Below are 23,762 nucleotides of genomic sequence, written 5' to 3'. Positions count from 1 at the left end.
AAGCCGCCACTATACCACAGGCTTTACTAATACATTAGCAAGCCGAAACAATCTCAATCCGTCTCACACCAGCACACGCCGCGCTACCACCAAGGACATTATTATAAATTCACGAGAGATTTATCCTCCAGATTACAAAGCTCTCGCAAAACGGCGGTTGCATACTGGCCAGGTAACAGAGTGAAAGACAGCTCTAGCGATCGATCATTACAAGCAAAATTTATGTCTTTGGGCAAACACTTCAAAATACGCCTTTCTTGCTGAAGACCGACATGCTCTAAGCCCTCACACCAAATGGAATGTTTTTTCAAAGCATCAGATTCGAGGTCGAACTGCGCATCAGTAACGAGGGGACGCCCCCTCCCCCATAATGGACCGCTTGGTTCCGACTCTACTTCACCCGGCAGTAATAATTCCCAATTGTGCTCACTTATCCTTTGCGACAGTACTCGATTAAATAAGTAAGAACGTGCCGCTGAAATAACGAGACCCCTTTGTTTCCTTTGCTTTATAGCTTTACGTTCAACTAACAAACTTTCAGCCATCTGCAAATTTGATCCACCGCGACCAAATCGTTGCTCACCAAAATAATTTGGTACGCCATTTTCTATTCTCAACAATCGTTCTTTTACTTCATCTATATCAGATATATTTCGAAGTGTAATTGAAAAACGATTGTTGCCGTGATCTCCCGGTCTGAGTTTTTTTTGATGTCGTGTGGCTTGCAACAACTCCACACCTTCAATATTGAACTGGGTCCAATCTGGCACCTGTTTTTTGGGAAAATAAACACTAAACCATTGCGTTGTTATTGCATGGCGATCTTTACGACCGGCATAGCCGATATCGTTACTAGAGACCTTTGCAAAACTAGCAAGCTGACTTGCCAACCAATGAGTATTTTGACCAGACTTTCTCACCTGAATAAAGACATGTTCGCCTTCGCCCAAAGGAGCAAAACCTAGATCTTCAACAACAATAAAATCTGCATTACTCGATCTAAAATCTGCACAACAACCAGGCTCGCCGTAAGCGAAATTAAAATTCAAAGGAAATCGTATAGGGAGGGTCATCTAAACTCGAAATTAATATTTAAAATTAGTTTTATTCTGTAAATAGAGAAAACATTTTGATGGGAGGTTTCGGCTCAACGATTTCAGGTTGATAAGACCGTCAATAAGACACTAGCTTGTGCGGCTATTCCTTCCTGCCGCCCGGTAAACCCTAGACCTTCACTAGTCGTGGCTTTCACGTTGACGGCATTCAGTTCTAAATTTAAATCCGCCGCCAAATTTTCGCGCATAAAAGGAATGTGCCTAGCCATGTAAGGTTTTTCTGCAATGATCGTGCTATCACAATTCACTGGAGTCCAGCCTTCTGCCCTTATTTTAGCGACAACGAGTCTCAATAAAGTCCGGCTGTTCACGTCGCGAAACTGAGGGTCGGTATCGGGAAAATGTTGGCCGATATCACCAAGCCCTGCAGCACCTAACAACGCATCACAAATGGCATGAAGCAATACATCACCATCAGAGTGGGCAATTAGACCTTTTTCAAAAGGAATAACCACGCCTCCGATAACAATCTTATCGCCTGGGCCGAATTTATGAACATCAAAACCTTGACCTACTCTCATTTGAACTCGCTTTTTTTAATTTATTTATTCATTCGTCCAATAAAAAATTGAGCCTTAGAAATTTTTAAAAATTCATAGCTCAGTGAACTTGGCGCTGCATAGCCATTATTAATTGCGCTAGATACAAATCTTCGGATTCCGTGATCTTAATATTGGTTTTACTGTCTTCCAGGACAAATGGTTTTTTTCCATCCGCTTCTACCGCCATAGCTTCATCAGTTGGAGTTATTTTTTTGTGCTGTAAATTCACAAAAGCATCGACAAGGATTTGGTAACGAAAGATTTGCGGTGTGTGTGCACGATATAAAGAACTGCGATCTACGGTTTCTATAATTTCGAAATCAGCGTTAATTCGTTTCAAGGTATCACTAGCCGGTGAAGCGAGAATACCGCCGACAGGATGATCCTTTATGCGTTTTAAAAGTTCCTTGATTTTTAATCCACTAACGCAAGGTCTCGCAGCATCATGAACTAAAATCCAATCATTACTTGAAGCCTGGCCTTGGCATTGCTTTAAACAATTGGCCACGGACTGGTGTCGGCTTTCCCCTCCGGCAACGGACTCGATTTTTGGATGACGGCTAATATCTAGGGACGGCCAAATCACATCGTCGGCTTGTAGAGCAACAAAAATTTTTTCTAGGGATGGAACGAGAAGCAAACGAGACAAAGTGTGTTCGAGCACTGTTTTATTATCAATTTCTAAATATTGTTTAGGTTTGTCGGCCTTCATCCTACTGCCGATACCTGCCGCGGGTACAATCGCCCAAACCCGTTGAGATTTATTCATTATTCACTAGCAGTGCTTGAGGGCGTTAGTTTATTGGGATTTTGGGGGTCGATCTTGGACTTTGAATTACGAGGTTTTTGTTCGTCGTCGAGAACCAAAATAAACGTTTCGCCCTCTTTGATCATACCCATTTCGGTTCGAGCGCGGCTTTCCAGGGTTCGAACCCCCGTCTTTAACTCGCTAACTTCGAGTGCCAACACTCTATTTTGCTCTTGCAATCGTTCAATTTCAGATTGTTGTAGAGTGATTTGCTGGTTGAGGTTTACGACCTCTGCGATGCTGCCTTCGCCAACCCATAAACGATACTGCAGGAAACCGAAACAAATCACTAGAGCTATGATTATCCACTTCATCTGAAGGCCTCGGTTTCCTTTTTAACGTTTTCTGCTAACTAATTATCGCGAATGTTTACGCCTTAAATTCAGCGCGACCGCGATAAATGGCTTTATCACCCAACTCTGCTTCAATACGCAATAAACGATTATATTTAGCCACACGATCAGAACGACAAAGCGAACCGGTTTTAATTTGTCCCGCGGCGGTCGCTACTGCAAGATCGGCAATCGTTGTATCTTCGGTTTCACCAGATCGATGTGAAATAACTGCAGTATAGCCAGCATCTTTTGCCATTTTAATCGCATCTAATGTTTCACTTAAAGAACCGATCTGATTGAATTTAATCAAAATTGAATTTCCAATTTTTTCATCAATGCCGCGCTTCAATATTTTTGTATTCGTAACGAAAAGATCATCACCAACCAGCTGAACACTTTCGCCAATTTTTTTAGTTAGAGTTGCCCAACCTTCCCAATCACTTTCATCCATGCCATCTTCAATGGATAAAATCGGATAACTCTCGGCCAATCCTGCTAAATAATCTGAAAACTGTTCTGCCGAATAGACTTTACCTTCTCCAGCCAAATCATATTTTCCTTCTTTATAAAACTCAGACGCAGCGCAATCTAATGCAAGCGTTATATCCGTTCCAAGTTTATAACCAGCAAGCTCAACGGCTTCGGCTATGACTTCTAGCGCACTTTCATTTGACGGCAAATTAGGTGCGAAACCACCTTCATCGCCAACCGCAGTACTTAAACCACGACCAGACAATACTTTCTTTAACTGATGAAAAATTTCAGCGCCTTGTCTCAAAGCTTCCGAAAAGCTGGTAACGTTTACGGGTTGAATCATGAATTCTTGAATATCGACATTATTATCAGCATGTTCACCGCCGTTAATAATATTCATCATCGGCACAGGAAGAGAATATTGCCCTGACGTGCCGTTTAATTCAGCGATGTGCTGATAAAGTGGAATACCTTTGTCGATAGCGGCGGCCTTTGCCGTTGCCAACGAAACGGCAAGAATAGCATTCGCACCAAAGGACGACTTATTTTCTGTACCATCGGCTTTTAACATCAGATTATCGATAGTTCGTTGATCAGATGCATCCTGCCCTTTAAGTAGGTCGTTGATAGTCGTGTTTATATTATTTACCGCGGTGAGAACGCCTTTGCCTAAATAACGAGATTTGTCTCCGTCTCTTAGCTCCAGTGCCTCGCGCGATCCAGTTGAAGCCCCTGATGGCGCACATGCTGAACCCATTGCCCCGGATTCTAAAATAACTTCTGCGCTCACTGTCGGATTGCCACGACTATCAAGCACTTCAAAAGCTTTAATTTCAACAATCTTTGTCATTTAATCTACTCCAACTATATTTCTTTATCGAAAACAAAAAATAATAAAAAATTTACGCTGATAAATCTTCCAAAAAATTCGCGACTAAACAATATCCAAATCAGCAAATTTCTTAGTCAGATCATCTATCGCTTTAACTTGTTCCAGCAATGGTTTTAATTTTTCCAAAGGTAACGCACTAGGACCATCACACTTAGCGTTATCTGGATCTGGATGCGCTTCCAAAAACAATCCTGCAACACCAACGGCCATTGCGGCTTTCGCTAAGTCACCTGTTTGCCGACGACGGCCACCCGAAGCCGCACCGCCAGGATCTCTACACTGTAACGCGTGCGTTACGTCGAAAATTAACGGGGCACCTTTACTCGCTTCTTGCATCACCCGAAAACCGAGCATATCAACAATCAAATTGTCGTAACCAAAACAGCTACCTCGTTCACATAACATCACTTTATCGTTACCGCACTCCAAGAATTTTTCGATGATGTTGGCAGTTTGTGATGGGCTAATAAACTGGGGCTTTTTAATATTAATAACTGCATTGGTCACTGCCATTGCTTTCACTAGATCAGTTTGACGTGCTAAAAATGCCGGCAACTGAATAACATCACAGATTTCTGCAGTGGGCTGCGCCTGCCAGGGCTCATGGACATCGGTAATAATTGGAACACCGTATGTAGATTTCACATCAGCCAAAATTTGCAAACCTTTTTCCATACCCGGTCCGCGATATGAATGTACAGAAGAACGATTGGCTTTATCAAAAGAAGCCTTAAACACATAAGGGATAGATAACTCGCTACACACTTTTACAAAATGGTCAGCGACTTCGAGCGCGAACTCTTTTGATTCGAGTACATTGACTCCACCATAGAGGACAAACGGCAACTTATTGGAAGTCGCTATGCTCCCAATTTTTATTTCTTTAGCATCATTCATTAAATATTAATCAGTTATGGTTGGTAAATCATTACACTACTCTGCGTTTTTAAGCATCGCTTCCACAAAACTTGTGAACAAAGGATGCCCATCCCGCGGTGTGGAAGTAAATTCTGGATGAAACTGGCAAGCTACGAACCAGGGGTGATCTTCTATTTCAACAACCTCAACTAAGGTATCGTCAGCCGACCAGCCACCCACTTTCAATCCTGCCTGTTGCAATCGATCAACATAATTATTATTGACTTCATAACGATGGCGATGCCTCTCGACAATCACATCATCTCCATATATCTTTTGAACCTTGGCGCCAGAAACCAATCGGCACTCTTGGCCGCCCAATCGCATAGTCCCACCAAGATCAGAAGCTTCATCACGAGACTCAACTCTGCCGTCTTTCTCAATCCACTCAGTAATCAAGCCAATAACTGGGTCAGGCGTTTTCTTATCAAATTCGGTACTGTTAGCTTTATCTAAATTCATTACGTGCCGGGCAAACTCAATGACCGCAACCTGCATGCCTAAACAAATACCGAGATAAGGAACGCCATTTTCACGAGCGTAACGGACCGCCATTAATTTTCCGTCCAAACCGCGCTCACCAAAACCACCAGGAACGAGAATTCCATTAACGCCTTTTAGAATTTCAACACCTTGCTGCTCAACATCTTCTGCATTTAGATAAATAATATTAACTTTTGTCCTTGTATGAATCCCGGCGTGCTCTAAGGCTTCGTTAAGCGACTTATATGCATCCAATAAATCCATATATTTTCCGACCATCGCGATAGTCACTTCGTTCTTTGGATTCAATTTACTTTCAACAACTTCATCCCACTCATGTAAATCTGCTGGTGGTGCTTCTAGGCCAAAGTTTTCCAATACAATTTCATCGAGATGATATTCATTTAATAATTTTGGAATTGCGTAGATGGTTCCCGCATCGGCAAGAGGTACAACAGATCGATAGGCAACGTTGGTGAAGGAGGCGATTTTCTTACGGGAATCGTCGTCGATTGTTTGTTCGGAACGGCAAAGTAGTATATCTGGCTGCAAGCCGATTGAGCGGAGCTCTTTTACCGAGTGTTGCGTAGGCTTAGTTTTTGTTTCCCCCGCCGTGGAAATATAGGGGACTAAGGTGAGGTGGATTAATTGCGTTCTTCCAGCACCTAGTTCGACTCTTAATTGCCGGACTGCTTCCAGGAATGGTTGCGACTCAATATCCCCTACCGTGCCGCCAATTTCAACTAAGGCGACATCAAAATCTTTTCCACCTTCAATAATCCGTCGTTTGATTTCATCGGTAATATGCGGAATAACTTGAACGGTGCCACCTAAATAGTCGCCACGGCGTTCTTTTCTTAACACTGTTTCGTAAACACGGCCGGTTGTAAAATTATTCCTCCGCGTCATTTTAGTTCGAACAAAACGTTCGTAATGTCCAAGATCCAAATCTGTCTCCGCACCATCGTGAGTGACAAACACTTCACCGTGCTGAAACGGACTCATCGTACCGGGATCAACATTGATATAAGGATCTAATTTAAGAATGGTGATATTCAGACCGCGCGCTTCAAGAATAGCGCCCAAAGATGCTGAAGCTATGCCCTTCCCCAACGAAGAAACAACTCCTCCAGTCACAAAAATATACCTTGTCATTTGGACCCTTAATTCAAAAAATTATTAAAATAGCCGAACAATCGACATGCAAAATAGGCGATGCAATTCATTAATTTGACTGGAGTGGAAAAGCGCTGATTCGAAGTAGCTATCCTTACAACCCCGGCCTTACAAACCCGGAGGTAAAATCTGAAAGTAAGATCCGGAATCATCCGACGGATAACTGCGAAATTTCTTCGCCGCTTTTGTGTCCTCAAGATGGGACGTCAGGGTACCAGAAAGCCTCGTTCGCCTCAATTAGAAACTTACTTCTAATACTCAGATTTAGCAGCGTAATTACCACTAAAAAGAAACCTTTTAATGCCGCCACCACGCGTTGAATTGCTAATTGTCGTGCTATTTGGGGGAGTAACTGACATGGAGGGAGAATTCACAGGTGTACAAAAAGAAGGCAGATAAAGATTCAAAGCGTTTTCGATGTCAGCCACTGCCGCATTCGACCATCTTTCAGAATAGCTGCCAGGTAAAATTGAGATTTTTAGCTTCCATTGGCGCTAAACCCAGATCACAAAGCCATAAATCTCCCACGGCGATTAAATCCTCTCCTCTGTAAATTAGGGGAACGCGTTCACGTAGCCACGGTTCAAGCCCGTATTCTTGGAGTAGCTTTTTAATCGATTGCGAGTGCCCTCTACCCCGCGGCTTACATCGCTCGCCGCCTCGGCGCCAACGAACAGTTACCAAGATATCGTCTGCGGGAGAATCATCATCAAACTTTGCATTCAACTTGCTTCCATCCGGCAAACAAAGCGTTTCACTTAAATTCCACGTTAAAGGCTGTTTACCTATTCTCGCCTGAGCTTCTTCCGAGTCGGGCGGCGTCAGGTACAACTTTTGTTTGTAGCGACGCAAACTAGCCTTACCCCAAGTGAATTCAGCCTTGGTTGATTCCGCATTAAAAAATTGTTTATCAATCTCGTCGAGATGTTTAACTTCTAATTGTGGGTAGCCGTGCTTGTCAACCCAAGCTCTTAAGATATTGTTACGCCTCTCTTTACTCATCTCATTTAGCGACTGCAAACGAATACTGCAACCCCAACGCTCTTGCAACTCATTTGCGCGAACCAAATCCTCTTCTGCCATGGTGCGGCACAGTGCATGTTCTTCACGACAGAATTCTGCGGTTTGTAACCAACGTTTAGAAAAATTAGGCCAGCGTTTCTCTAACAGTGGAATAACTTCGTTGCGCAAATAATTTCGATCAAATTTACTTTCATCGTTACTATCATCTTCAATCCAAGTAATTTGATTTTGTTTGGCGTAAATCTGCAATTCATTTTTAGCAACGGAGAGCAGCGGCCTGACAACCAGCCCATCTCCCAAAGATCGGTGTTCAGCGATACCCGCTAAACCTTTCGGGCCAGTACCACGCATGAGTCGAAACAACATCGTTTCGATTTGATCATCTAAGTGATGCCCTAGAACTAACACATCGCCTCTCTCTATGTATGTTTCAAAAACACCATAACGCTGCAGTCTGGCTGCCGATTCCAAACCTTCGCCTGTGGACTCGACTTGCACCGACTCTGTTATCAACTCTACACCCAATTTTGCACAAACTTCCTCACAGTGTAATTGCCAACTAGCGGCCTTTGGCGATAGCTGGTGATTAACATGAATCGCAATAATAGGTGTCGATAACTTCAAAGCACTCAGCAAATACAATAAAACAGAAGAATCCAAGCCCCCGCTAAAACCCACTAAAAAACGTTGTGCTGCGTTCAGATTTTCTATTTTCTGTTTGAATTTTTTTTCTAGATTCACTTGTTAACCCAAGTACTGTTTACTAATTCTTATTGAATATAATTCGATTTTACGTATTCTAGGTGGCCGAGCTACATTCAAACAATTTCATAACGGTCACTATTTTCACCCATGCCTGACTCATCAAACCACATCAAGACCTTAAAACCCTATGGCAGCTGGCCATCAACGATTACCGCGGACTTATTAAGTGACAACAATGTCAGCTTAAGTGAACCGCGCAAAGACGGGAGCAACCTCTATTGGCTAGAAAATCGCCCTCACGAAAAAGGGCGTAGCGCCATCGTGCAGCTGAAAGCCGACGGCAGTAAGTGCGACATTCTACCGCAAACACTTAACGTTCGCTCACGGGTAAACGAATACGGTGGCGGCAGTTACTGTGTTGCCAACAATACAATTTATTTCGTCTTAGCCGATGATCAACGTGTATACCGGATCGACCTCGACAGTCAATCTCCATACCCACATGCTCTCACTCCCGTGTCCAAATGCAGATACGGGGATTTAACCTACGACGAGCAGCGGGAAAGAGTGATAGCGGTCTGTGAAGAACACCATGAATCACCTAATGAAAACGAAAATACTGACAATCGCGAAACCCAAGAACCTTCGAGCTATTTAGTCTCAATCGATGCATCAAACAAATCGGATGAGCTTTGCGCCCCATTAATTTTATGTAAGGGTGCCGACTTTTATGCTAGCCCCCGGCTTTCGCCAAACGGAAAGCAACTTAGTTGGATATCCTGGAATCACCCAAACATGCCTTGGGATGGCAGCGAATGCTGGACAGCAAACATTAATTCCGAAAGTAAACTTAGCGAAACAACACTCGTTGCTGGTGGAACTAAAGAATCTATTTTTCAACCCACCTGGTCACCAGACGGAACGCTGTATTTTTTATCAGATAAAAATAATTGGACAAATTTATATCGTTTCCAGAACAACATCGTTACTTGTGTCTTAGACAAAAACCTCGAGTTCGCGACACCGCAATGGGTATTTGGTTTATCAACTTTTGGATTTATCAGTGCACATAAAATAATTTGCACTTACTCGCATTTGGGTATTTGGCACTTAGGGACAATTGAGCTGGGCGAAAACGGTGACGTAGATTTTCAAACTATCGATACTGATTTTAATGACATCAGTTATGTTCAAGCCAATGACCTCGGTGGGGTTTTTGTCGCTGCTTCTGCGACGAAATTTCCCGCCCTCTATCAAATCGATACAGAAAATAAAATTTCGACAATTCATAAATCTAGCGAATTGGAAATTGACGCGAAAGAATTATCGATTGCAGAACGCATACAGTTTCCTCTTACGGCTGCCGTGAAGAACCTAAACGAAGATGTCGGCAAGGTCGGCTATGCCTTCTACTATCCTCCTATAAACCAACATTATTCTGCGACAGAGAATGAATTACCACCCTGTATCGTACTTTGTCATGGTGGGCCAACGACCGCTACACGCTCCGCATTAAATTTAAAAATTCAATATTGGACTAATCGCGGCTTCGCAATCGTAGACATCAACTATGGCGGCAGTACCGGATATGGCCGAGATTACCGCGAGCGACTAATTGGCCAGTGGGGTATCGTTGATGTAGAAGATGCCGTCGCGTGTGTTAATTATTTAGTTCAGGAAAATAAAATTGACCGTAACAAGGTCGCGATTAAAGGCGGGAGCGCGGGTGGTTACACAGTATTAGCTGCTCTAACATTTCACGACGTTTTCAAAGCCGGTGCCAGTTACTACGGCATTGGCAATCTCGAAACTTTAGCGATGGATACCCATAAATTTGAAAGCCGATATATGGACTCACTTGTGGGCCTCTACCCAAAAGACAAAACAACATATTTTGAACGCTCACCCATTAATTTTGTTGAAAAATTAAATTGCCCAATTATTTTTTTACAAGGTTTGCAGGATAAAGTGGTTCCGCCGAATCAAGCGGAAACAATGGTTGCAGCTTTAGACGAGAAAAAAATCCCCCATGCTTATATTCAATTTGAAACAGAAGGACATGGTTTTCGTCAGGCGGAAAATATTAAGCGCGCCATCGAAGCTGAGTACTATTTTTACTCGCAAGTATTTGGCTATGATGTCGATGGCTCGATTGAAAAAATACCCATTGCCCATAGTGAAGTCCTTAAGGCTCAGTAAGGGGAAGTAAATATGGGACGATGGCGACCACCGCAGGCACGCGGCTCAAAATACATTACCAAAGCCGGTGCCGATCGGCTACAAGCGGAGCTTGTTCATCTCTGGAAGGTTGAAAGGCCCACGGTAACGGCGACCGTACACGAGGCCGCTAAAAATGGCGATCGCTCAGAGAACGGTGATTATATCTATGGCAAAAGGCGACTCGCGGAAATTGATAGGCGGGTTCGCTACCTCAACAAACGACTTGATGAACTCACGGTTGTGTCGGATCTGCCTCGGAATCGTGAAAAAGTGTTCTTTGGCGCGCATGTAACGATTGAAGAAATACCCAGTTCTACAAACAACAATTCCAATAAAACCCTGCAATATCAAATCGTTGGCCCCGATGAGTTTGACCTTAAGGAAAGCAAAATCAGTATGGATTCGCCCCTAGCCAAGGCTCTTCTCGGAAAACAAATAGATGACGAAGTCGTGATCAAAACCCCTGAAGGCGAAAACGTATTTGAAATTCGAAAAATTGATTACAAATACTAACTACATGCTGCCAGCGAAGCCTTCAACAAGTGCGCTTTTTATAGCATTCAAACCTAGGCGCATAAGTTGCTAAGGTCTTATAAGAATATCCGATAAGAATGGCGTAAGAAATGGGTACCAAGTGCTCAAAAATGATCAATAATCGCGTATATTCAACTACACTTATTAAAAACATAATCATTAAAATATCGTTGGAGTGAAATGTGCCTAGCTGTGCGACTAGCCCTGTCACGATAAGCCACGAAATTTTATTTCCCAGAAAAGATAATGAAGGGCGTGAGCCCTGGTTTAAAAGACCTCATGACCGATCAAGTTAGATCGAGCTCGTTTCTAAGTATTAAATGGAAGTCCTTCTTAGCAATCGTAACGTCACTTTTACTAGTGGCTGCCATATTCCTGTGGCTGTTCGACAATAGCCTCGAATTAGCGATCCCTGCCACCGTTATGGTTGTGGTATTTAGCTTCGTATTTTTAGCCGCTTCGTTTTATCACTCACGACAAATTGCACGAATCAGTCAAATTCTCCCGCTCTTAGGGCAGCAACAATTCACCGAAGCACGGTCGTTACTAAAAGGCAATAAACGTTCTTTCCTACCTGATGAAATTGGTCACCTCGACGACGTCATTACTTCACTCAGCTACCAACTCGAATCACTTGAAAAGAATGTTGCCCTAAGAACACGAGAAATGGAACGCTTGTCTCTTTTCGATTCATTAACAGGTTTGGCGAATAGAAACTTATTTCAATACGAAGTTGAAACAGATCTTGAAAACTTGCATTTGCGAAATGGCTTACTTGCAATAGCAATATTAGATTTAGATAATTTCAAACGTATAAACGACAGCGTCGGACACCACTTAGGGGATGTGTTACTCGGAAAGATTGCCTTAAGAATAAAAAGTGCAACACGCAATCTCGGTTTAATCGCACGCTTAGGCGGCGACGAATTCGCATTAATTCTTCGCGGGATGAAAACGCCGGCCGAAATTGAATTTCACTGCCAAAAAATTCTTAAACTTATTCTGAAGCCCATTGATTTAAATGGTCAGCAAGTCGTGGTTAGTTGTAGCCTTGGGGTCGCCATCGCGACTAAAAGCCAATCATTTAATGATGTACTTAAAAATGCTGAAATTGCGATGTATGCTGCCAAATCTCATGTCGGCAATACATTCAAGTTATTCGATAACGCGATGGCAAATGCTGCACATGCGAACCTGTCAATGGAAGCTGATATACGGCGAGCCCTACTAAAAAAAGAATTCACACTTTTTTTACAACCAAAATTAAATATGCACAATCAAGTCAGAGGCTTCGAATCCTTAGCTCGTTGGCAGCATCCGGAGCGCGGTATCGTCGAACCAGCAGAATTCATACCAGCAATGGAAGAGCTCGGCCTAATCAAACAGCTCGACAAATATATTCTAGAAGAAAGCTGTCAACAATTAGTCTTACTTCAAGACCAAAACCCCGACATTAGTATTGCCGTCAACATATCGCTGAGTCACTTTTCTAATGCAAGCTTCCTGGCTTTTCTAAAAACCTGTTTACAGAAATACACTTTTGACCCAAGTCGATTAGAGCTGGAAATCACTGAAACATTATTAATGGAAAATTTAAATGCGGGAATGGAAGTCATTAATCAGATCAAGCAATTGGGTGTTAGTATCGCAATCGATGATTTTGGAACAGGATACTCTTCATTAAGTTATTTGAAAAACCTCCCGGTAGATACCATTAAAATAGATAGAGAGTTTATTAAAGATATTCCCGATAGTGAAAGCGACATGCAAATATCTTCGGTCATTATCTTTCTAGCGAAACAACTAGAGTTTATAGTGGTGGCTGAAGGAGTCGAAACGGAGCAACAGCTTGATTTTTTGAAAGCCAACCAGTGTGACCTAGCTCAGGGGCTATTTTTTAGTGAGCCTTTGCCTGCTGAGCAAGCAATGTCATACCTTTTCAATTTCGAAACAAATGCTTCGCAAAAAAAAGACAATAACTTTTCTGGCCAATTTCGCTCAAACACTTACGCGTCTTTTAGCGAAAATGATCCCGAAAAAAATGAAAACGCTCCCGCTAGTACAGCGAGCTCTTACAGAAACTAACCCACTCGAAATAAATTAATCCGCACTAAATAACTGATGCGATTGCCTCGGCGACGTATTCAATATTATCCGGTTTAAGTCCAGCGATATTCACACGACTATCGTTAGTCATATAAATGCTAAATTTTTCTCGTAGAGTTACCACTTGCTCCGTGGTCAAACCCAGGTAAGAAAACATACCGCACTGTTTCTCGATAAAACGAAAACTATCATTGCCCGAATTTTTCTGGATGGCGTCCGCCAATAACTTCCGTAACGATTTTATACGTTGTCGCACATCAACCAATTCTTGATGCCACGCCGTTACCAACTCCTGATCTGATAATAAAGTCTCAACTATTCCTGCGCCATGTGCAGGGGGCATTGAATAGATACCCCGTGCAATTTTATGCATGTATGAAGCAACCGCTTGCGCCTGAGTCTCATCCTCAGTCATCACAAATAATGTACCGGTTCTCTCGCGGTACAAACCAAAATTTTTCGAGCAAGAATTCGCAACCATAAGTTCTGGCAGTTGTTCAGCTAACAGTCTCACTCCGTAAGCGTCTTCCTCAATACCATTACCGAAACCTTGATAAGCTAAATCAATATAAACTAGAAACCCCTGTTGCTTAGCGATATCCGCGACCACCTGCCATTGCTCACCTGACAGATCAGCGCCTGAAGGGTTATGACAACAGCCATGGATCAACACCACATCGTCAGCCGGAATCGTCTTCAAGCAAGTAATCATGTCTTCAAATAACACGCTATTATTTTCTTTATCGTAATAAGGATAGGTATCTAAAGCTATCCCCGTATCGCCGAGCAGAGGATTGTGGTTAGCCCAGGTAGGGTTACTCAACCAGACTTTACAACTGGGTCGCATTCTCTTTAACAGCTCAGCGCCAACTCGCAACGCCCCGCATCCGCCAGGAGTTTGTACTGAAGCAATGCGGTTTTCATTAACTGCAGTATGTTGATCGCCAAACACAAAAGTTGTCATTAGACGATTATATTCAGCCGAACCTGCAGGACCGATATAGGCTTTGCTCTGTTGCTCGGCAATTAGATTAGCTTCGGCTCTTTTAACGCTGGCGAAAATCGGGGTGCTTCCAGAGTTTTCTTTATATACACCAACACCGAGATCAACCTTCTTAGGGTTCGTATCCCGCGCACAAGCTGCCATGACACCCAAGATGGGATCTGCCGGTAATGGCTTTGCATTATTAAACATGGATTCTCCAAAACGAGTCGAATTAATCTGCCAGAGAGCAATTTCCGCCCAAAATGGTGGCGGATTATATACGAAAGCAATTAGTTTGAAAGATCCCAGGCTGATAACTTGAAGTTAGCCCATTCAGGCCCTAACATTAGGACAATTTTTCCGATTCATAGGCTTTGTTAGGATCAAACCGAAGCCACTATCCCAAAATTGTAAGACTTGAGCCCTTTCAGCCTCAGCGTTCTTGCTCATTATTCGCACTTTTCAGCGACGCTAAATTTTATATCGAGTACTAATCCATGACCCCTTATATTGATCTCGACGATCACGATCTTAATATTCTTCGAACCTTGCAAGAGAATGCTGATTTTTCGATGGCTGAGCTCGGCGCAAAAGTAGGTCTTTCTCATACACCTTGCTGGAGACGAATTAAACGTTTGGAGACTGAGGGGGTTATTCGTAGCCGCGTTACTTTACTGAACCCGCAAATACTCAATTTAGGTGTAACGGTACATGCCTATCTCGTCATCAAGCACCATGACGAAGCTTCGCTTAACGCTTTTGAAACCGCCGTTGCGGACGTTCCTGAAATCGTCGAATGTTATGCCACCAGTGGCGAGAAAGATTATCTACTGAAAATAGTCGTTGAAAATGTAGAACACTATGAAAAGTTTCTCAAACAAACCTTGGTTCACTTGCCCAATGTCGCCTCAGTAAATTCTACTTTTGCATTGAAACAGGTTAAGTACACAACCCAACTGCCTCTATAAATTTCAATCTGTAAAAAGCAAGGGGGATAATTGATTGGCGATAACTTGAAGGGCGTTCAATGCCGAGCAATAAGTGCCGAACAATAAATAGAGAAAAAAACTGAACAAAAGACTTACGCCCTAATTTATTTCAGCCTCAATATCCATCAACACTTGCTCCGGGGTTTTGTTATCACAAGAAATTGTAATGTCGGCAAATTTTTCGTAGAGCCCTTGCCGTTCAAGATATAGTGCCTGTAAATTTTCGCCAGGTTTGCACGCTATCCCTCGCGTTGAATAATCTTGGACACGCATTTTTAATTCGTGCAAAGATATTTTTAAATAAACAACGAGGGAATTTTTTCTAAGATGCTGCATCGCTTTTTCGCTGTATACAGCACTACCACCAGTTGCGATGACATGATTATTACAATCCAAGGACAATAAAACCCTCTCCTCTATCTCGCGTAACTTCAGGTAGCCAAGATCATTGACGATGTCTTGTAGGCTTGATTGACTTTTTAGCTGGATAAGTAAATCTGTGTCGACAAAATTTTTACTCGTTTTTTTTGCCAGCAATACACCCAATGTGCTTTTTCCGGCTCCAGGCATGCCAATTAAAACAATATTGTTAGGGTGCATAGCGAACTCGATTTCTCGTTAAATTGTAGCCCACCTCCAAACCCTCGCTAATCAATAACACCTTTATCTCTTAAATCTTTTAATTCGGTTTCACTTAAATTTAGCAGCCCAGAAAATACTTCGTCATTATGGCTTCCTAACTCACCACCTGGCCATTCGGTACGCCCTGGCGTATCGCCAAGCTTCGGCATGATAGCTGGAATTTTTAATGGCTTACCGTTGATTTCAACCTGCTCGAACAAACCACGGGCATTAAAATGCGGGTCAGCAAACATATCTTCCGCACTATAGATAGGTCCTACGGGTACGCGTTTTTCTTCCAACAAAGAAATAATTTCCTGAGAAGTAAATCGTCCGCACCACTCAGCTAATACTTCATCAATTTCCGCTTCATGTTTAACACGGCCGGCATTATTTACCATCCGAGAATCTGTTCCCATATCCGATCGACCAGCAGCTTCCATTAATCGCTGAAAAATCGAATCGCCATTACCGCCAATGACGACAAACTTTCCATCAGAACAACGATAGGTATTCGTAGGAACAATACCAGTTATTGTCGTTCCAGAAGGCTGACGAACTACCCCGGCGCCGCTGTATTCCGGCACGATGGCTTCTAATAAATTAAACATTGATTCGTAGAGTGCGACATCAACTACCTGCCCCGTATCTGTGTTGCCCGCTTTCCGCGCATAAAGTGCCATTACGACACCCAAGGCTGCGTGGATTCCAGCAATAGTGTCACCGATACTTAAATTCGAACGCACCGGTGCTTCACCAGGAAAACCAGTAACGAATCGAAAACCACTAATAGCTTCGCACACTGAAGCAAAGCCTGGTTTTTGACTATACGGGCCGGTTTGTCCGTATCCAGAAATTCTAGCGAAAACGATATCAGGGTTTATTTTCTTTGCATCCTCTGGCCCCAGTCCCCACTTTTCAACAACGCCAGGTCGAAAGTTTTCGATAATAACATCGGCGTTGCCGTACATTTTTTTAACTAATTCTCGGCCTTCCTCTTGGCGCAAATCTAGCGTCACTGATTTTTTGTTTCGAGAAATACTGCGCCACCATAAAGATGTCCCGCCTTCTTCTAGTATCCGCCAATTTCGAATTGGATCACCACTTTTAGGTGGTTCAATCTTAATAACTTCGGCACCAAAATACCCCAATACACATCCGGCAAAAGGGCCAGCCAATAATTGACCTAATTCTATTACTCGAATACCTTCTAAAGGTCGTTTCGCAACTGACGACATTCCTAATAATCTCCAATCATTTTTCTACCCGAATTTTAAATAACGCATACTATTCGAAACTTAAAACAATTTTCCCCATATGACGACTCGACTCCATCAAAGTATGGGCTTCGATTACTTGATCAATAGGAAATACCGCATCGATTTTTGGGGAAATTTTTCCGGCTTCGATCAACGGCCAAACCTGCTTAACTAAACTGTCGGCAATAGCCGCTTTATCTTCTTTTGATCGCGGTCGCAAAGTTGACCCAGTGATCGTTAATCGTTTTAACATCATTGGTAACAAATTTAATTCACTTTTAGAACCATTTAAAAAAGCGATGCTCACCACTCTGCCATCAATTGCAGCGACTTGAATGTTCTTTTGGATATAATCACCACCAACCATATCCAAAACAACGTCCACGCCTTTGGAATCAGTTGCAGCCAGAATTTCTTTTTCAAAATCCTGAGTTCGGTAATTAATCGCGAGATCAGCACCGATCTCTCTACAAAAATCACACTTTTCTTCACTACCCGCTGTGGTAAAAACCTTCGCACCGAAAACTTTTGCCAACTGTATTGCCGTACTACCAATACCGCTTGAACCACCATGAATGAGAATCGACTCACCGGCTTTAAGCCGAGCTCGATCAAAAACATTTGTCCATACCGTAAAAAATGTTTCTGGCAAGGCGGCCGCTTCAATCATAGAAAGCCCGCTGGGAATCGGCATGGTTTGCGAAGCGGGTACGACGGCATACTCGGCATAAGCACCGCCATTCGCTAAAGCGCAAACATGTTGATCAAGCAATTTCCCGTCTACGCCTTCGCCTAATTCAACGACTTTACCCGACAACTCTAATCCCATCACGGGACTTGCGCCCGGTGGCGGTGGATAAATTCCTCGTCGCTGTGCGATGTCCGGCCGATTAACACCACATGCCGTAACTTTAACAAGAACTTCGCCAGCTTCAGGTACAGGCCGGTCCGACTCCGCAAGTTTCATCACTTGCGGATCGCCGTAGGACGGTAAGTCAACAAATCGCATGGCCTATCTACTCCCAAAAATTAAATTGTTTTTTGAAATTTATTTATACGTAAAAAAAACTAATACTGATAAATCGCGTTAGCTGTTCTTTATTCTAAGGAGACAATCTCAGAATCTTCCAAACCGCCTCGGTTTCACCAAGTTTGTAAACAAAACGATCATGTAAACGATTTTCCCTGCCCTGCCAAAATTCAATCTCATGAGGCACAACACGATAACCGCCCCAAAAATCCGGCAACGGGATTTTTTTATCCGCTAACTTTTCCTTCATCGCATTAAATTGCTGCAATAAAATTTGCCGGGAAGATACCGGTCTACTTTGCGCAGAGATTGATGCCGCAATTTGACTATCGCGAGGCCGTGATGTGAAATATTTTAAAGACTCTAATGCTGACAATTTTGCAGCCGTACCACAGAGTTTTACTTGACGATCAATTCCATGCCAAGGAAAGTGCAAACTCACTTTCGGATTAAAAGATAACTCAGATGCTTTACGACTTTCGTAATTTGTATAAAACACAAACCCTGCTTCATCGAATTGCTTAAGCAAAACAATTCGTTGAGAAGGTTGTCCGTTCTCTGCAACAGTAGCCACGGTCATAGCGGTGGGATCTGGGATTCCAGAATCTACGGCCTGCTGCAACCATGTTTTAAACTGTACAAAAGGATCGGAAGCCAGATCATCTTCACTCAAGCCCGTGCGCTGGTATTCTCTTCTTAATTGATCAATATTCATGAGTAACTAAGCCGCATTGAAAAAAGCCCAGAAGCAGAAAAGCGACAGTGTTATAAGCACTGTCGCTTTCATATTAACGAATGAGATAGCGAATTTATCTCGTAATGTTTTTTACTTAATTTTTTCGCTTCAATTCAACTGCTTGGCCATCAGCTTCGTTTGTTTGTGTCATGGTATCGCCATCAATAACGATTGTTGAAACGGTTAAACCCTGGCCCGGCGCTTCAAAACTTACCTTGTCGCCTTCTAAAGTGTAAGGAAAGGAAATCCCAAAACCTTCAGCGGTAATTTCTGTTTCGCTATAAATTAAAGTAATTGGGCCAACGCCAGGAAAATCGGCTTCCCAAGCGCCAATGAGCTGCTCTTGCAAAGTAGGCGCGCTCGAACAAGCGGTGAATAATAAAGCGACTGCAAATAAGCTACATGCCTTGATAAAAGTTTTCATTCTAAATCTCCACGTCTCAAAAGAACTGATTTTATGTTCGGTTATTATGATGTTTTTTTTACGAGCTGGTGACAGCCAACGAGCGCCGAGGATAACATGGAATTAGCAGGATTGTGAGCTGTGAAGCGGATTGATGTCGGTTTTTTTCAATGTGTGATATCGGAGGGATTCTAAGAGGCAAAATAGCGTGGAATTGAAAACATAAAGTTTGATTATTTTATGAACTCAAGAATAGTGATACCAATAAATATCCCTGACTAGTGTTTTATTCGCTCATCATTTTAGAGTAAAAACATACTATTTAGAGAAAAAATAGACTATGCAAATCGCCTTAAGGCCTCTTTCAAGCGGTTAAAAGCACTCTGAAGGTTTTCCGTCATATCGTTATTTTTGCCAACTATGGTTACGGCGGCCTGACTTCGCTCGTTTACGCCTGACGCTTGGCTGGTTATGGACTCTGAGGTGCGTGTCTGCTCTTCGGTAGCCGAGGCGATTTGATGGCTAATTGAATTTATTTCATCGATAGCCAAAGCAATTTGAGAAAAAACCTGCTCCACAGATTCAGAATGAGATACGTTTTCTAAAACTCGCGCTCGACAGTCACCCATCGTATCGACAGTATTCAGCGACCCAGATACCAGGCGATCGACAATGGACTTTATATTCTCAGTAGAATCATGAGTACGCTTCGACAAAGCTCTCACCTCATCCGCCACCACCGCAAAACCTCTACCCTGCTCGCCCGCTCGTGCAGCCTCGATGGCAGCATTCAGCGCCAATAAATTAGTTTGTTCTGCAATCCCCTGAATCTCAACCAGTGTTACGGTGACCGCTTCACAATCTTTCGCGAGCCCATCTATCGCTATCGCCGTATCGCCCAAGACCCGGGATAAATCGTTAATACCTTCTAGCGAGGTTCTTACCGCGACTTCGCCTTGCCTTTGCGCAGTAGCCGTTTCGCTCGCTAATTCCGCCGCTCGTTGCGTTTGTTTAGCAACATCTAAAAACGAGTCATGAATGTTATCCATCGAACTATGAATAACGTCGATTGATGAGCGAGTTTGATCAGATATCTGCATAAGTTCCGTGCTGTTACTGGCCAAATCATTCATCGTCGTATCAGCTTCTTTTTGCGCAGAGACCGCGGTTTTTACCGCGTTTTCAATCCTATCTAGTAGCCAATTAAAATGCTCAAGAATTTCATTACCTCGATATTTTGCACGCACTGATAAATCAATATGGTCGTCATTAGATTTCATTTTTTCGGTCACTTTAACGACTTCAGAAGCAACAATTAATAACTTTCTCGCCAAATTCACCATGATAATTAACACCGTGGTTTCGACGACAACATAGAAAGCGTGCAAAGCGACAATTGTCCAGGAATGCATATGATCAGGGAAAAGATAAACCGGGTACCCAGCACTTTGCGTCATGTGAATCACGACATGTAATACGGCAGCGGTCGCCGCACCACAAACCAAAGGTTGCCAAGAAAAATAAGTAAACAGAGCTGCTAATAAAACAAAGTACCCAAAATGTGCCTCAATCATTCCGTGTAATTGATGGACGTGCAAAGAAACAAACATCATAAAAACAACAGAAAGTATACAAGGCGTTAAAAAGGGCCGATCTATCAATCGTATTGCGACAAAGCTCGTCAGTGTTAAAAAACCTCCTAACAAAGCAGCCAGGCCCCAGGTACCGTAAACCGTCGCGTAGGCAAAAGACATCAGCCACGCGCCCACGGTTACCCACATCAATATCGTATTAATGTAACTACGGAAATTTAGGACCAAATCAACTAAATTATCACCGTTTACTCGTTTCAGAATAGCTGCTCCACATATTAGTAATGAATACTCCTTAACTAAGAATAGACTGCTATTAGCCAAAACAACCAGTTTTCTCATTCATCATTATTATAAAGCGCCTAGTATAACGAGGGAGTTTTGGAATAAGGCCGTGCTATCTAAGTTTTTAGATCATTGTTTTCAGTGCGCTCTCGATCCGTTCATTCTGATCTTGCTGACCTCGCTTCGAGCCAATCTCCGCTTCGAGCAATAATTTTTCTTGGCGCTTACGCTTTTCTTGATTCTTGGCATAGATGTCCAACCAATTTTTGCATGGCGAATTGGTCGTTTCCAACGCGGCACATTCTGTAAAGGCATAATGCGCTCCATCTTTATCGTCAAGATGTTGCTTAGATAACGCCAACAGATACCAAGCAACAGATTCTTCCTTTTTCAAACCGCCTTTGGCAATTGCTTCATCACAATATTGCAAAGCATTTTCAAAACTGGCTCGTTGAAAGTTGGTTTGACACAAGCGCAACCAGTGTTCGCCTTTATTGGATAATGTTGCCGCTTGAAAAAGCGCTGATTCCGCCTCGGACCACTCTCTGGCTTGCATCCATGTGTTGGCGAGACTTTCGAAAAAAGATTCATTTCCTTCGAAATCATCACTAAGCATAGTTTTTTGAAGTATGTTTGCGGCAGTATAGGGATTTTCAAAATACCGATGCAGTTGCACCAAACGCTCAAGATCATTTTTACTATTAACTAGCCCGTTCTGCTTGGCAATATTCATTATCGCGAAGGCTTCTTTCTCTTGCTTTAAGCTATGGTAGATGCCACTCAGCTGTTGATAATATGAATAATGACCAGGCCAGTAAGAAATCATTTCTTCTAACAGCATTCTTGCCATTTCGAGCTTATTCAGTTGCATTCGCACAGTTAACGTTAACTCTAACCAAGATCTTTCTAACGAAGTTTTTTGATCTTTTTTTAAAAGCACATAACCCTTTTCTACAAATTCGGATGCTTTTATCCAATCCTCGCTTAAACCATAGATCCTGCCAGCTAAAAAATAGTTCTCTGTTGAAGGCATCTCTTGATCGGCGAACCAAATATCAAGATGCTTAACCGCTGCTTCATAATTTTCCATTATCGCGTACAAACTAAAAAGGTTCTGTCTAAGCTGTGAAGCGGATATTTTTTCCAAGGCATTCAGACTCAGCGCTTGTTCAATTTTTTCTACCGCATTCTTATTGTCATCTAAATTCATGTAGACAATTGCCAATAATTGTAAGGCCTTCGCCCTATCGAAATCTTTTAGCCTATTTTTCGCCAAAAAAGCGGACAAACTTTCCGCGGCTAAAAAATACTCTCCTTCACTCATCATCTCTTGCGCTTTAGTAATTGGCTTAACGGCGGAATTTGATAAGACCTGCGACACTGATTGCGCAGAAAAACTCATCAGGAACAAGAAAAACGTAAAAATAAATAAATAGCTTTGTCTTTCAGAAAAACTATTTTTCATCAGTTTATTTGTTTTCATATTTATGTCCTTTTCAAGTCACTTAGCTGTTGCTTATCTCAAATCTAAAAATTTCGCGCATATTCAATTGCGACATTGCTTTACCATCAATGACTTTAGGCTGGTATTTCCAACGCTTTAGCGCCCGCTTTGCCTCTCTATCAAAAACCCCTTGAGGCTCGCCATCAACGACAACGATATCTTCTACCGTGCCGCCGATGCTTATTGTAAATTCAACCAGAACCCAACCTTCGATACCTCTCTCTAACGCGTTTGGAGGGTACTGCGGGGGAATTCGTACTATCGGCGTCGCATGCCGATCTCCTGCTCCTGCATCTGTAGGCAGTTCGCCAACACCTATCGTAGGAATCTCTGCAATATATTTATTTTTATAGTCATCTAAGGTTGGTTGCGTTCTGATGATCGGCGGCGGTGGCGGAAGCTTTTCCAGGCTCGGCTTTTCCGGCAAAGGTGGCGGCTCATTAGTGAGAATTAGGTCGCGTGGTTTACGTGTTATCTCAACAATAACGTTATCGACATCGGTCGTTGGAATTTCACCTGATGGGGTTATTAAGTAACTCATCAGCAAAAACAATGCTGCGGTGAAAGATGCCGCCAAAATAGGCCAAATAACTTTATTAATCATGATCCCTCTCCTGTTTCTGTTGCTATTGATACGCCTGCAACGCCGATTAAATTTAATTGCTCGACGATTGCTACCACGACACCAGAGTCCGATTGCCGATCGGCCTTAATCACTATCTTGCCTTTTGGATTTTCTTGTTTTACTTTCAATACAATCGCGCGTATTTCTTCGATCTCGACTTGACGCTTGTTCACCCATATTTCACTTTCTTCATTCACACCGATAACGGTTGATATTCGTTTAATATTCTTTGCTGTATCCGCTTCAGGCCTGAGCACATCAGCGCCACTCTCTTTTACAAATACAGCAGTGACGATAAAAAAAATCAGCATGATAAATACGATATCAAGCATTGATGTCATATTTACTTCAACATCTTCTTCTACTTCATGCGATCTATTCATGTTAAAAACCTCGTTATCA

General features: G+C 42.6%; 22 protein-coding genes. 4 read left to right on the top strand and 18 right to left on the bottom strand.

Annotated elements, in window-relative coordinates; genetic code table 11:
* Positions 1-101: 101 nt before the first annotated feature.
* The 8 genes from truD to tilS all read right to left on the bottom strand — a co-directional run bounded on the left by truD (position 102) and on the right by tilS (position 8,507).
* Positions 102-1,073 carry a tRNA pseudouridine(13) synthase TruD gene (truD, locus tag ACYUCY_RS16730; protein ID WP_460227673.1) on the bottom strand — a complete coding sequence of 324 codons (972 nt, stop codon included), beginning with the start codon at positions 1,071-1,073 and terminating at the stop codon, positions 102-104.
* An 83-nt stretch (positions 1,074-1,156) separates the two neighbouring features.
* The gene (gene ispF, locus ACYUCY_RS16725; RefSeq protein WP_460227672.1) at positions 1,157-1,636 is read right to left on the bottom strand and encodes a 2-C-methyl-D-erythritol 2,4-cyclodiphosphate synthase; all 480 of its coding nucleotides are present in this window, start codon (positions 1,634-1,636) and stop codon (positions 1,157-1,159) included.
* Between the two features lie 79 nt (positions 1,637-1,715).
* Positions 1,716-2,426 carry a 2-C-methyl-D-erythritol 4-phosphate cytidylyltransferase gene (ispD, locus tag ACYUCY_RS16720; protein ID WP_460227671.1) on the bottom strand — a complete coding sequence of 237 codons (711 nt, stop codon included), beginning with the start codon at positions 2,424-2,426 and terminating at the stop codon, positions 1,716-1,718.
* A complete protein-coding gene (locus tag ACYUCY_RS16715; protein ID WP_460227670.1) occupies positions 2,426-2,779 on the bottom strand; it encodes a septum formation initiator family protein in 354 nt (117 codons plus the stop codon). The genes ispD and ACYUCY_RS16715 overlap by 1 nt, the downstream gene beginning before the upstream one ends.
* A gap of 55 nt (positions 2,780-2,834) precedes the next feature.
* Complete coding sequence (eno, locus tag ACYUCY_RS16710) at positions 2,835-4,124, bottom strand: phosphopyruvate hydratase (RefSeq protein WP_460227669.1); 1,290 nt, start codon at positions 4,122-4,124, stop codon at positions 2,835-2,837.
* Positions 4,125-4,208: 84 nt separating this feature from the next.
* On the bottom strand, positions 4,209-5,063 hold the full coding sequence (gene kdsA, locus ACYUCY_RS16705; protein WP_460227668.1) for a 3-deoxy-8-phosphooctulonate synthase: 855 nt from the start codon (positions 5,061-5,063) through the stop codon (positions 4,209-4,211).
* Between the two features lie 36 nt (positions 5,064-5,099).
* Complete coding sequence (locus tag ACYUCY_RS16700) at positions 5,100-6,722, bottom strand: CTP synthase (protein ID WP_460227667.1); 1,623 nt, start codon at positions 6,720-6,722, stop codon at positions 5,100-5,102.
* A 468-nt stretch (positions 6,723-7,190) separates the two neighbouring features.
* On the bottom strand, positions 7,191-8,507 hold the full coding sequence (gene tilS, locus ACYUCY_RS16695) for a tRNA lysidine(34) synthetase TilS (protein ID WP_460227666.1): 1,317 nt from the start codon (positions 8,505-8,507) through the stop codon (positions 7,191-7,193).
* Between the two features lie 111 nt (positions 8,508-8,618).
* Between tilS and ACYUCY_RS16690 the strand changes: the two genes are divergently transcribed.
* The 3 genes from ACYUCY_RS16690 (at position 8,619) to ACYUCY_RS16680 (ending at position 13,310) form a co-directional block, all read left to right on the top strand.
* Positions 8,619-10,670, top strand: coding sequence for a S9 family peptidase (locus ACYUCY_RS16690; protein ID WP_460227665.1), 2,052 nt, complete (start codon positions 8,619-8,621; stop codon positions 10,668-10,670).
* A gap of 12 nt (positions 10,671-10,682) precedes the next feature.
* Complete coding sequence (gene greB / locus ACYUCY_RS16685; RefSeq protein WP_460227664.1) at positions 10,683-11,204, top strand: transcription elongation factor GreB; 522 nt, start codon at positions 10,683-10,685, stop codon at positions 11,202-11,204.
* A 267-nt stretch (positions 11,205-11,471) separates the two neighbouring features.
* The gene (locus ACYUCY_RS16680; RefSeq protein ID WP_460227663.1) at positions 11,472-13,310 is read left to right on the top strand and encodes a putative bifunctional diguanylate cyclase/phosphodiesterase; all 1,839 of its coding nucleotides are present in this window, start codon (positions 11,472-11,474) and stop codon (positions 13,308-13,310) included.
* A 25-nt stretch (positions 13,311-13,335) separates the two neighbouring features.
* On the opposite strand, the gene ACYUCY_RS16675 is transcribed toward ACYUCY_RS16680, so the two are convergent.
* Positions 13,336-14,526: an amino acid aminotransferase gene (locus ACYUCY_RS16675; RefSeq protein WP_460227662.1), complete on the bottom strand. Its 1,191-nt coding sequence runs from the start codon at positions 14,524-14,526 to the stop codon at positions 13,336-13,338.
* Between the two features lie 287 nt (positions 14,527-14,813).
* On the opposite strand from ACYUCY_RS16675, the gene ACYUCY_RS16670 reads away from it, so the two are divergent.
* Positions 14,814-15,284, top strand: a complete 471-nt coding sequence (locus ACYUCY_RS16670) for an Lrp/AsnC family transcriptional regulator (protein ID WP_460227661.1) — start codon at positions 14,814-14,816, stop codon at positions 15,282-15,284.
* Between the two features lie 120 nt (positions 15,285-15,404).
* On the opposite strand, the gene ACYUCY_RS16665 is transcribed toward ACYUCY_RS16670, so the two are convergent.
* The 9 genes from ACYUCY_RS16665 to ACYUCY_RS16625 all read right to left on the bottom strand — a co-directional run bounded on the left by ACYUCY_RS16665 (position 15,405) and on the right by ACYUCY_RS16625 (position 23,743).
* The gene (locus ACYUCY_RS16665; protein ID WP_460227660.1) at positions 15,405-15,905 is read right to left on the bottom strand and encodes a shikimate kinase; all 501 of its coding nucleotides are present in this window, start codon (positions 15,903-15,905) and stop codon (positions 15,405-15,407) included.
* Between the two features lie 47 nt (positions 15,906-15,952).
* Positions 15,953-17,164: a CaiB/BaiF CoA transferase family protein gene (locus tag ACYUCY_RS16660; protein ID WP_460227659.1), complete on the bottom strand. Its 1,212-nt coding sequence runs from the start codon at positions 17,162-17,164 to the stop codon at positions 15,953-15,955.
* A 49-nt stretch (positions 17,165-17,213) separates the two neighbouring features.
* The gene (locus tag ACYUCY_RS16655; protein WP_460227658.1) at positions 17,214-18,194 is read right to left on the bottom strand and encodes an NAD(P)H-quinone oxidoreductase; all 981 of its coding nucleotides are present in this window, start codon (positions 18,192-18,194) and stop codon (positions 17,214-17,216) included.
* 94 nt (positions 18,195-18,288) lie between these two features.
* Complete coding sequence (gene pdxH / locus ACYUCY_RS16650; RefSeq protein WP_460227657.1) at positions 18,289-18,930, bottom strand: pyridoxamine 5'-phosphate oxidase; 642 nt, start codon at positions 18,928-18,930, stop codon at positions 18,289-18,291.
* A gap of 115 nt (positions 18,931-19,045) precedes the next feature.
* Positions 19,046-19,375 carry a hypothetical protein gene (locus ACYUCY_RS16645; RefSeq protein WP_460227656.1) on the bottom strand — a complete coding sequence of 110 codons (330 nt, stop codon included), beginning with the start codon at positions 19,373-19,375 and terminating at the stop codon, positions 19,046-19,048.
* Positions 19,376-19,692: 317 nt separating this feature from the next.
* Positions 19,693-21,270 carry a methyl-accepting chemotaxis protein gene (locus ACYUCY_RS16640; RefSeq protein ID WP_460227655.1) on the bottom strand — a complete coding sequence of 526 codons (1,578 nt, stop codon included), beginning with the start codon at positions 21,268-21,270 and terminating at the stop codon, positions 19,693-19,695.
* A gap of 85 nt (positions 21,271-21,355) precedes the next feature.
* Complete coding sequence (locus tag ACYUCY_RS16635; protein ID WP_460227654.1) at positions 21,356-22,714, bottom strand: hypothetical protein; 1,359 nt, start codon at positions 22,712-22,714, stop codon at positions 21,356-21,358.
* Positions 22,715-22,736: 22 nt separating this feature from the next.
* Positions 22,737-23,339, bottom strand: a complete 603-nt coding sequence (locus ACYUCY_RS16630) for an energy transducer TonB (protein ID WP_460227653.1) — start codon at positions 23,337-23,339, stop codon at positions 22,737-22,739.
* A complete protein-coding gene (locus tag ACYUCY_RS16625) occupies positions 23,336-23,743 on the bottom strand; it encodes an ExbD/TolR family protein (protein WP_460227652.1) in 408 nt (135 codons plus the stop codon). The genes ACYUCY_RS16630 and ACYUCY_RS16625 overlap by 4 nt, the downstream gene beginning before the upstream one ends.
* Positions 23,744-23,762 lie beyond the last annotated feature (19 nt).

The organism is Aurantivibrio infirmus, from assembly GCF_054767315.1.
This window is presented reverse-complemented; position numbering and strand designations above follow the sequence as displayed.

Coding starts and splice junctions, on each gene's coding strand:
- ACYUCY_RS16680 (WP_460227663.1), top strand. CDS start 11,472: ATGAAGGGCGTGAGCCCTGGTTTAAAAGACCTCATGACCGATCAAGTT.
- ACYUCY_RS16635 (WP_460227654.1), bottom strand. CDS start 22,714: ATGAAAACAAATAAACTGATGAAAAATAGTTTTTCTGAAAGACAAAGC.
- ACYUCY_RS16655 (WP_460227658.1), bottom strand. CDS start 18,194: ATGCGATTTGTTGACTTACCGTCCTACGGCGATCCGCAAGTGATGAAA.
- pdxH (WP_460227657.1), bottom strand. CDS start 18,930: ATGAATATTGATCAATTAAGAAGAGAATACCAGCGCACGGGCTTGAGT.
- ispF (WP_460227672.1), bottom strand. CDS start 1,636: ATGAGAGTAGGTCAAGGTTTTGATGTTCATAAATTCGGCCCAGGCGAT.
- ACYUCY_RS16665 (WP_460227660.1), bottom strand. CDS start 15,905: ATGCACCCTAACAATATTGTTTTAATTGGCATGCCTGGAGCCGGAAAA.
- ACYUCY_RS16715 (WP_460227670.1), bottom strand. CDS start 2,779: ATGAAGTGGATAATCATAGCTCTAGTGATTTGTTTCGGTTTCCTGCAG.
- truD (WP_460227673.1), bottom strand. CDS start 1,073: ATGACCCTCCCTATACGATTTCCTTTGAATTTTAATTTCGCTTACGGC.
- ACYUCY_RS16675 (WP_460227662.1), bottom strand. CDS start 14,526: ATGTTTAATAATGCAAAGCCATTACCGGCAGATCCCATCTTGGGTGTC.
- ispD (WP_460227671.1), bottom strand. CDS start 2,426: ATGAATAAATCTCAACGGGTTTGGGCGATTGTACCCGCGGCAGGTATC.
- ACYUCY_RS16625 (WP_460227652.1), bottom strand. CDS start 23,743: ATGAATAGATCGCATGAAGTAGAAGAAGATGTTGAAGTAAATATGACA.
- eno (WP_460227669.1), bottom strand. CDS start 4,124: ATGACAAAGATTGTTGAAATTAAAGCTTTTGAAGTGCTTGATAGTCGT.
- ACYUCY_RS16700 (WP_460227667.1), bottom strand. CDS start 6,722: ATGACAAGGTATATTTTTGTGACTGGAGGAGTTGTTTCTTCGTTGGGG.
- ACYUCY_RS16645 (WP_460227656.1), bottom strand. CDS start 19,375: ATGAAAACTTTTATCAAGGCATGTAGCTTATTTGCAGTCGCTTTATTA.
- ACYUCY_RS16630 (WP_460227653.1), bottom strand. CDS start 23,339: ATGATTAATAAAGTTATTTGGCCTATTTTGGCGGCATCTTTCACCGCA.
- ACYUCY_RS16670 (WP_460227661.1), top strand. CDS start 14,814: ATGACCCCTTATATTGATCTCGACGATCACGATCTTAATATTCTTCGA.
- greB (WP_460227664.1), top strand. CDS start 10,683: ATGGGACGATGGCGACCACCGCAGGCACGCGGCTCAAAATACATTACC.
- ACYUCY_RS16660 (WP_460227659.1), bottom strand. CDS start 17,164: ATGTCGTCAGTTGCGAAACGACCTTTAGAAGGTATTCGAGTAATAGAA.
- ACYUCY_RS16690 (WP_460227665.1), top strand. CDS start 8,619: ATGCCTGACTCATCAAACCACATCAAGACCTTAAAACCCTATGGCAGC.
- kdsA (WP_460227668.1), bottom strand. CDS start 5,063: ATGAATGATGCTAAAGAAATAAAAATTGGGAGCATAGCGACTTCCAAT.